At 38.9% G+C, this 8105-nt stretch carries 10 protein-coding genes and 1 pseudogene; 4 read left to right on the forward strand and 7 right to left on the reverse strand.

The annotated features are described in order from the left end of the window. Nucleotides 1–231, forward strand: a pseudogene (locus tag P343_RS37300) (hypothetical protein); the annotation flags it as partial. Nucleotides 232–577: 346 nt separating this feature from the next. On the opposite strand, the gene P343_RS36175 reads toward P343_RS37300, so the two are convergent. From P343_RS36175 to P343_RS36530, 5 genes are all read right to left on the reverse strand, one after another. Then, entirely contained in the window at nucleotides 578–1000 is a 423-nt protein-coding gene (locus P343_RS36175) for a DUF5412 family protein (RefSeq protein WP_023511806.1), read from the reverse strand. A 332-nt stretch (nucleotides 1001–1332) separates the two neighbouring features. After that, the gene (locus tag P343_RS36185) at nucleotides 1333–2142 is read right to left on the reverse strand and encodes a replication initiation protein (protein WP_023511808.1); all 810 of its coding nucleotides are present in this window, start codon (nucleotides 2140–2142) and stop codon (nucleotides 1333–1335) included. 628 nt (nucleotides 2143–2770) lie between these two features. Then, the gene (locus P343_RS36190) at nucleotides 2771–3022 is read right to left on the reverse strand and encodes a hypothetical protein (protein WP_023511809.1); all 252 of its coding nucleotides are present in this window, start codon (nucleotides 3020–3022) and stop codon (nucleotides 2771–2773) included. After that, a complete protein-coding gene (locus P343_RS37305) occupies nucleotides 3019–3177 on the reverse strand; it encodes a hypothetical protein (protein ID WP_023511810.1) in 159 nt (52 codons plus the stop codon). The genes P343_RS36190 and P343_RS37305 overlap by 4 nt, the downstream gene beginning before the upstream one ends. A 4-nt stretch (nucleotides 3178–3181) precedes the next feature. After that, nucleotides 3182–3508: a hypothetical protein gene (locus P343_RS36530; RefSeq protein WP_023511811.1), complete on the reverse strand. Its 327-nt coding sequence runs from the start codon at nucleotides 3506–3508 to the stop codon at nucleotides 3182–3184. A gap of 267 nt (nucleotides 3509–3775) precedes the next feature. Here P343_RS36530 and mobQ point away from each other — a divergent pair, with 267 nt between their 5' ends. Both mobQ and P343_RS0119360 read left to right on the forward strand, forming a co-directional pair. Further along, a complete protein-coding gene (gene mobQ / locus P343_RS36535; RefSeq protein WP_023511812.1) occupies nucleotides 3776–5512 on the forward strand; it encodes a MobQ family relaxase in 1737 nt (578 codons plus the stop codon). A gap of 325 nt (nucleotides 5513–5837) precedes the next feature. Continuing rightward, nucleotides 5838–6551, forward strand: coding sequence for a hypothetical protein (locus P343_RS0119360; protein ID WP_023511813.1), 714 nt, complete (start codon nucleotides 5838–5840; stop codon nucleotides 6549–6551). A gap of 407 nt (nucleotides 6552–6958) precedes the next feature. On the opposite strand, the gene P343_RS37310 is transcribed toward P343_RS0119360, so the two are convergent. Together P343_RS37310 and P343_RS0119365 are read right to left on the reverse strand one after the other, a co-directional pair. Further along, nucleotides 6959–7096, reverse strand: a complete 138-nt coding sequence (locus tag P343_RS37310; RefSeq protein WP_023511815.1) for a hypothetical protein — start codon at nucleotides 7094–7096, stop codon at nucleotides 6959–6961. Between the two features lie 58 nt (nucleotides 7097–7154). After that, nucleotides 7155–7562: a hypothetical protein gene (locus tag P343_RS0119365; RefSeq protein ID WP_023511816.1), complete on the reverse strand. Its 408-nt coding sequence runs from the start codon at nucleotides 7560–7562 to the stop codon at nucleotides 7155–7157. Between the two features lie 152 nt (nucleotides 7563–7714). Between P343_RS0119365 and P343_RS36210 the strand changes: the two genes are divergently transcribed. Then, a partial coding sequence (locus P343_RS36210) for a MerR family transcriptional regulator (RefSeq protein WP_023511817.1) occupies nucleotides 7715–8105 on the forward strand: 391 nt, incomplete at its 3' end.

An 8105-nucleotide genomic window follows, 5' to 3' on the forward strand; every position in this document is an offset into this window, starting at 1 on the left:
CTATTAACCGATATACTAAAACGGCAAGAACGGCTGGAAACTCTTAATAAACAGCTATTAGAAAAATTGGACGAACAGCAGCAGTTTATCAGTAAGACTTTAGCAGATCGAGATCAAAAAATGAATTTTGCCATTCAGGAAATCCGAAAAAATCAACAGTTATTGGCTGCATCAGCTGAGCAGCGAAAGAAGAAAAAGGGCTTTTTTGGCCGGCTCTTTTCGTCTGAATGAGACCCAACTGTACTATTTCCATAAAAAGAAAGCGATTTCTTGAGTGGTACAGACAAAATAATACTTCAATCGGCAAAAGAAAGACTTAAAAAATGGCTTAACAGCGGTGTTTATGGCATTTACTTCGTCAAATTAAGTTTTTACGTAGTAAATAAAATGAGATTATTATTGCAGCCAAGCCATTCGGATCCAAAATCCCTACTCATGCAAGAAAAAGGCGTTCGGGGAACAGGAACGCCTTTTGAAATAACTCATCCATTCTGGATTTATCTAAACCTACCGTCTCCAAAAAAAAGAAAAAATCTATCCAATGCTCAGCACAGGTTAGACTTTTTGAATAAAAGTATTACTGATCTCTTTCTTTATCCCAATTCGGATCTTTTTGCCAATTATATGTATCTCTCAGCACGTTCAAACGATGACCATATATATCAATAACATCATTTTTGAACCACTTGATATTACTATCTGGATCAGGATAACTACGATCATACTCATAATATATAGTTTTAGGCTTTTTATTAGCCTTATTAAAAAGTATTTCCACTCTAACAGAAGTCTTTTCAATACTAGGAACATTATAAATACGTGCTGTATAAGTGTGAGTTGGGGAATCTAATTTTTCAACAAGTTTGCCATGTGGTTCTTCATCTAAAGACCGATTTCCATTATGTTCGATCCATGCATTTAGATAAAACCATGCCCCACCTATGGCAATTAATAAAACAACCAATATACTCGAAAGAACAATTTTTGTTTTTTTAGACATGTACCCAATCACACCTTATACGATTTATTTAGTTAATACCCATGGTTCATCATAATATGTTTTATACCAACTCTTTTTATAGTTTGCTTCGGACTGGGTTGAATCAATCTAATCCATGTTTTATAAGGGATCTCTTTTTGTGCCTGATCGATAACATAGTTCCTTATATCAACCCACCGCATCAGCGTCTCTGTGTCGTCATCTTGCTGCATCCATAATCTACTCAGTTTCCGATTGGGTTGAATTAACCCAATCGGAAACTGTAAAAATTCTTTTAAGATAGGCAATTGACTAAATTAGAAACGGTTGAATCAACCAAATCCGTTCTCAAATTAAAAAGGATATTCGTCTTTAACTCTCTTTAAGCGTTTTTCTACGCGCTTCTGGGCGATCGTTTTAGTTTTATCATCTTTTGTGAACACATGGAATGCCACTTCATGCACGCTTCGGCCTTGTTTCAGCGTTTGGTACTTGAACATAATGTCGGTCAGGTCGTTTATTTCCTTTTGTGCTTGGTCAATCACCTTGCGCCTTATGTCATACCATTTCGTCAGCTTTTTTTCACCAATACCAAGTATTTCTCTAATTTCATCTACCGTCAGAATGATTCCATGCTGATTTTCAACCGACTTCAGGTACTCATAAAGCCGGATACTATAACTACTCCGCATGCTCATGACGTACAAATACTTGTACTTTGTGAAAAACTCTTTTAAGTCGAGCAAATAAGGCTTCAAGTCATTGTCCAATTGTACGTCTATCGTACCTTTGCGTTGCCATATACGGACTTTGGAGAGCCAACTCATGGTGACTTCTGAACCGTTATCCATTTTCATCCAAAATCCCTTGTTCCTCAGCTTTAACAAAGCTTTTTTGATATTCTGATAGTTTTTTCCGTTGTCATAATCTATTTCGCAGATTTTGCAATAATCTTGTATCGAAAACGTGTACTGCTTAAATTCTTGGTCTCCGGGCTTAATCTTTTGAATCACAAACAGAATTAATTTTTGTTCCTGCAAAGTTAAGTCATAGCGCGTTTTTTGAATCAGAGCATTAGCCTTAACTACTTCAAAGTTTCTTGACTGTTTAATCTCAAATTCTTCACTCTTACACATTAAAAGTTCATCAATTTTCCGCGCCATTTCCTGCCCTCATTTCCGCTTTTCATTGCCTATATTATAACGTAAAGCGACTTTTTTGTTGAATTAAATTTTAGGTCGCTTTTTTATGTAATTATCTATATTTGTGCAAAAAAATATATTTATATAAAGGGATTTTCGGACCGTACTTCTGGTCGCTTTTTATTCGTATAATTAACCGTACTTCTGGTCGCTTTTAATATTAGAGACTTTTTTGGATTTTACCTATTTTTAGTCGCTTTTATCGTACCAAAAGTCGCTTTAACCGTACCAAAAGTCGCTTTTAACCGTACCAAAAGTCGCTTTTATCGTACCAAAAGTCGCTTTTAAACTTTCAAACCCTTGTGACTGTAAGGTTCGCGCCCTCTCTTAAATAATTAAATAGTCTTTAAATATCTTTAAATATCTTTTAAAAGATATTATATGTGCGCGTGCCGCGCTCCCCCTTATGGGGTTTAAAAGATTTAAAAGACAAAAACATTGGGGGTTCTGGTTCAGAACCCGGTAGAAAGTTAGAGACTTCATTTTAAACTTTGCAAAACGTACATTAGTAAACAGGCCTCTAGGAGCGTTTCTAAGGGATTTTAATAGTTTTTATTGATTTCAGTAAGTGGGGTTTCTCAAAATCGCTCTACGAGCGTCTGAGATCCTTAGAGAAGGATATAACTTTTCCATAAGACTTCGTTATTGGCTTTTGAAAGCCATACACAGGCTCATAAAAGGCTTTTCGGTCAATTATTCTAAGAATGTATCCAACACGCTCTAAACGGCTTATATCAGCCCCACAGTGGACGATTTCAGCAAGTGTCAGCTGATCGTCCTGACGTTCCTGCAGAATCGGCAGATCCGTTCCTAGAACCTCGTATGATTTTAAAAGTGTCATATGTTTCTCAGACTTTCTATAAGTTTTTTCATTGTCAGCTTACCACTCAAGACAGCCCTTACCGCTTCTTCATCTTCGTTAGTTAAGGGTATACCTTCTAAGTAGAGTTGATGCTTGGCATATTTCAAGGCATCTTCTAGTTTATCGGGAGCCATATAATTACCCCTTTTGTTTTTCTTTAATTAAAACTGATTCGTCCTTTGGTTTATATATATCCTTCTTTTCATTCAGCCATTTTCCTTTTTGGGCTTTAACTGTTGCTTGAATCTTTTTGGCAATCGTTTCTGCTTGGTCTTTGCCCTCAATCTCAAAATAGCTTTCGAAAATTGCCCCTACTTCAATGAGCCTTTTTGTTCTTGCCTTTCTCTCCTTTTGCTTCACTATCGTGGCAAGCTGTTGTTTCTTTGCTTGCATTTGTTTAATCTTTTTTTCTAGTTCAATTAATTTATCTTCTTCGCTTTTTTTCACCATTTCTTTTTGCTCCATTCTCCGCCTTTTGTCTCTATTGTAATCCAAAATGTGGCGCATGAGTAGTCAAATTTCGCCCCGGAATTGTAGTTTTGTGCTACAATTCCATTAGGCGAAATTTGACTAAGGGCGCACTTATACAAACTTCGTTTGTCGTTCGGTTTGCTTCGCAAACAAAAGAAAAAATCCTTTGCCTTCGGCAAGATTGACAAAAGCCGTTTCCTTCGGAAAGTCGGCTTTTGTCAATCAAATTCAAAAGACTAATAGAAAGGACGGCTCACGCTTATGGCAATTTATCATTTCTCAGCTTCGCTCATTTCTCGTGGCAAGGGGCAGTCTGCCATTGCCGCCGCCGCTTATCGTTCGGGCGATAAGCTAGAAGATGACCGATACGGCGAAACGAAATTTTATAAGCGTGATGTTCGTCCCGAGACAATGATACTCGCTCCGAACAATGCCCCTGATTGGGTGCATAACCGACAAAAGCTATGGAATGCTGTTGAGCAAAGCGAGACACGTAAGAACTCACAGCTTGCCCGTGAGTTTAACGTTGCTTTGCCGAAAGAGTTGAGCGCAGATGAACAGCACCAGTTAATCAAAGATTATGTGCAAAATGAATTTGTCGACAAAGGCATGATTGCAGATGTGGCGATTCACAGGGACGATCCCGAGAATCCGCACGCTCATGTCATGCTGACTACTCGTGAAATAGACGAAAATGGCTTTACGAAAAAGAACCGTGATTGGAACAGCAAAGACCTTTTGCAAGAATGGCGTGAACATTGGTCCGAACATGCGAACCATGCACTTGAACGTGCCGGCAGAAGTGAACGCATCACGCACGAATCCAATAAAGACCGTGGTCTTGAGACCTTACCAACCGTGCATTTAGGGCATGTTGCCGCAGAAATGGAAGAGAAGGGAATCGCTACCGATCGGGGAGACATTAACCGAACTGTCCAGGAACATAATCAAAACGTGGTAAGCCTGGCGCAATTCCGAGAACAGAAAGCCGCACTCGAAAAGGCAAGGGCTGAACAGCAGAAAGCACAGCAAGAAGCACTGAAACAGCAAGCTTTGAAAGAGCGTCAAGCGATTTTACAGCAACAAGCCGACCGCTTATTGACCGCTAAAGACAAGCTGAATCTGAACAGTGCCGCTCAAATTCTAGGCAAAGAACCCACGAGGGAAAACCTAAGTGAAGCCATTCAAAACAAGCAAGAGGAAATCAACGGTTGCGATATTGGCATGAAAGAGGTTCGAAGCGTTCAAGAAACCTTCAGGCGACTTGACGAGAAATTTAGAGAGATTGGCTATGCTGAGTCAAGAATACGGTCAGCAGAATATGAACTCGCAACCACGAAAAACACACGTTACGGCTTATTTAAGCAAAGAGAGAAAAACGAAAAGATCGCTAGTCTTGAAAGTCGCATTTCTCTTGAAAAACAAGCGATTGCGGACATTAATACGACCATTAAACCCTATGCGGACAAGTGGAATTTCCACACAGAATCCGACTATAAACAGGTGAAAGAGAAGGTCTACAAGACTTCTCAAGCCGTTGAAAATAAGAAGTGGGACGCTATTGTCCAAAAAAACACACTGATCAAAGCACGCCAAGCACTCGACAAGCAGCATGATTTCATACTGTCTCAGAAGCTTCCTGACCGTAATTTAACCCAAGGCGTGATTAGTCACCTCGAAAAACGCCAAGAAGCGATTAACAAGATTTACGGCATTTACAAAGAGCAGTATGCAGAATTCCAAAAATACAAACCTGAGCATGACCGTCACAACCTGACAGAACGTGGCGAGAAGCAGTATGAATCCCTTTACGCTACATGTCGTCAAGTAGGAGACGCCCTAAGAGAAGCAGGGGTTTATCGAATTTCAGACATTGAAAATAGTCAGCAAAAAATAGATAACCTCAAAGCCTACTATGACCGCCAAGAAAAAAGAGGTTGGACGTTTGAGAAGGAACGTAGCCGAGAACATGAACGGGGGTGGGATATGGAGCGGTGATCCTACACCGTTCGCTATCCTTATGAGACCACAAAAAGGGACGCTCTCTTAGCGTCCTTTATCTATTCCCACTAGTAAATATGGAAAGACCAGTGCAAAAAAGTTTTTAATCATTCCAACAATATCCAGTTATTTATGTTATTATTAGATCAATTTCATAGATTAATAGAGGTGAAAATACCAAAACTACCTGCATAATCCACGCTAACTGTAATCTTTTTTAACACCCCTCTTCACGAATATTCACATCACACTATTTTCAATTACTGTTTTACATTTCCTATCACTACATCGTTAATATTTCAAAGCAAACGGAGGAATTATCTTGAAAAAGTTATTTATTACGTTTATGGCAGCAGTATTATTAGTGCCATTATTTGGACTATCAACTACTACTCAAGCTCATGCAGCCACTAAGGTATCATCACCTATTCAAACGGTACCAACTGATCCATCTCAAGTATCGGATAATATGTTAAACGTTAATGGAGTCGGAAATCAGTATAGTGAGAAACAAACACTAAAAATTCTAGACTCAGCTAAACTTATGGATAAGTACATTGTTTATAAAGATGGAGTTCTTTCGCTTTCAGAAAAGGCGGCATCTAAAGTTGATCCATATATTTACAACTACTATAAAACAGGAATAGACAATATAAATAATGCAGTAAGCTCAGGATATATAAAGCTTGATCAAAAAAATAAACAAGTTATATCCACGCAAAGCACTTCCAATAGCCAAGGAATGTTCCACGCAAATTATACTGTTAACAAATATTGGTGGGGCATAAGATGGTACTTAAGTAAAAGTGAATCGAACAAATATGCAAATATGTTTCAGGACGACTCCTTTGGATGGGGTATAATTGTTACTATATTTGGATGGCTAGGAGGACCTATTTCAGGATCAATTTCTATGGTCATCATGTCAGTTGGCGATTACTACTTATACACTCAATTGAGAGATCACACGAGCAGTAGAGGATCAGTTTTAGTATTTAAGTGGACTCCACCATCTGCATATGCATATAAAAGATAATGGGGGTTGAACATGCATGCTAATAACCTTTCAGTTGTTAATATTTTTGTTCTTGTTTGCAATTATCGCATTGACAGCTAAAATTGCAGGAAAATACAAGACCTACTTTTACATTGCGATTATTGCAGGAGCTATTCTGTTATTCATAGTAGCTTCTAATGGCCACTACAAAAATATATACTTAGGCTTTGGTATTTTATCTTGCATTTCAGTCATTGTTAACATTTTAAGAACAAGAAAAAAGAAGCTAGTTGATTGAAACGTAAAATGATTTAACCTACATGATCCTTCTGATTTGTCATGGTATAATCGAAATATCAAAAAGCGTTGCATGCGTGAAAAAGCCCAACCGTAGACCAGTACGGAAGGGCTTTTTCCTTGCTGAACAGGTATATTTGCCTGTTCTGTTACTTAAAATAAACATTGAAAAGCCAGTCAAGAAGCTTGACCAGTGCCCTTTTCAGAACAGGGAAGACCAGTTCCCTTAAAAAGAGCCGCTCCGCTTCTTGGCTTTTTTTCGGCTTACTCTTTGAAAAGCGTTGCATGCGCTATCACCTCCTTAACGCTAGTTACACGCTAAAGAGGTGTAAAAAAAGACGCTTTTTAGCGCCTTTCTAATTCGTCTAGTTCCTCGTAGTACCCCTCTTTTACTTGGTCATACCATTCGACAACGTTTTGACCGTGAACAATCGGCTGATGCTTGAATCCTCGGAAAATGTCCATCAAACAGCGTTCGCATAGCATAAACTCTATCTTTTCATCATCGAGCGGGCTGCTGTAACCTGTATAAGCCGCAAAATCATGAAAGAGATTCGAGGTAAAATCTATATCGCCCTTTTCCGTGAACGTTCGCCCGCAACAGTTGCATTGATAGACTTTTCTTTTTCTCTCCGCTTCGTCCTCATTCTGAAAGATGGGTTCCTCTCGTTCTTCCTCAGGTTCCTTTATTGGCGCAGGTTCGAAGAAAAGTTCCGTTGCTGTTTTTAGGTGTTCAGAGATTTTTTTATCCATGATTCCAGTTCCCCTTTCAAGGGTGATTTTCTTACTTTCGAAAATACAATGAAACGGTGTCTATCCACTTATATAAATTAACATTTTTGATCTTTATCTGTTATTGTTATTATACCAAGAGATTCGAACGGGTACGGAACGGGGGGAACGGATTGACACAAGAGAATGCATTTTGGACTAAGGAAGTGGCTGATATTCTTCAAATAGCCGAAAGTACGCTGCGTAAATGGTGTATTCAGCTTGAGAAAAATGATTATACATTTACCAAGGGGACGAACGGAAGTCGCGCATTCGTAGAACGAGACTTGGCGAACCTGAGACGGCTAAAAGACCTTATTCAGTCGAAGGGGATGACGGTTGAAAGTGCGGCAAACCTTGTAACATCAATGGATAATTCAGAAGGTCGAACGAGGGGCGTTCCAGAGACGAACGTCCTTTCACACACGGATTCAGCTCTATTAACCGATATACTAAAACGGCAAGAACGGCTGGAAACTCTTAATAAACAGCTATTAGAAAAATTGGACGAACAGCAGCAGTTTA

The sequence above is a fragment of the Sporolactobacillus laevolacticus DSM 442 genome (assembly GCF_000497245.1).
In the GTDB taxonomy this organism is placed as follows: domain Bacteria; phylum Bacillota; class Bacilli; order Bacillales; family Sporolactobacillaceae; genus Sporolactobacillus; species Sporolactobacillus laevolacticus.

Bases quoted from the DNA above. Each gene is read 5' to 3' on its own strand.
- P343_RS36175 (WP_023511806.1), bottom strand. From the start codon at position 1,000: ATGTCTAAAAAAACAAAAATTGTTCTTTCGAGTATATTGGTTGTTTTA.
- P343_RS36185 (WP_023511808.1), bottom strand. From the start codon at position 2,142: ATGGCGCGGAAAATTGATGAACTTTTAATGTGTAAGAGTGAAGAATTT.
- P343_RS36190 (WP_023511809.1), bottom strand. From the start codon at position 3,022: ATGACACTTTTAAAATCATACGAGGTTCTAGGAACGGATCTGCCGATT.
- P343_RS37305 (WP_023511810.1), bottom strand. From the start codon at position 3,177: ATGGCTCCCGATAAACTAGAAGATGCCTTGAAATATGCCAAGCATCAA.
- P343_RS36530 (WP_023511811.1), bottom strand. From the start codon at position 3,508: ATGGAGCAAAAAGAAATGGTGAAAAAAAGCGAAGAAGATAAATTAATT.
- mobQ (WP_023511812.1), top strand. From the start codon at position 3,776: ATGGCAATTTATCATTTCTCAGCTTCGCTCATTTCTCGTGGCAAGGGG.
- P343_RS37310 (WP_023511815.1), bottom strand. From the start codon at position 7,096: ATGCAACGCTTTTCAAAGAGTAAGCCGAAAAAAAGCCAAGAAGCGGAG.
- P343_RS0119365 (WP_023511816.1), bottom strand. From the start codon at position 7,562: ATGGATAAAAAAATCTCTGAACACCTAAAAACAGCAACGGAACTTTTC.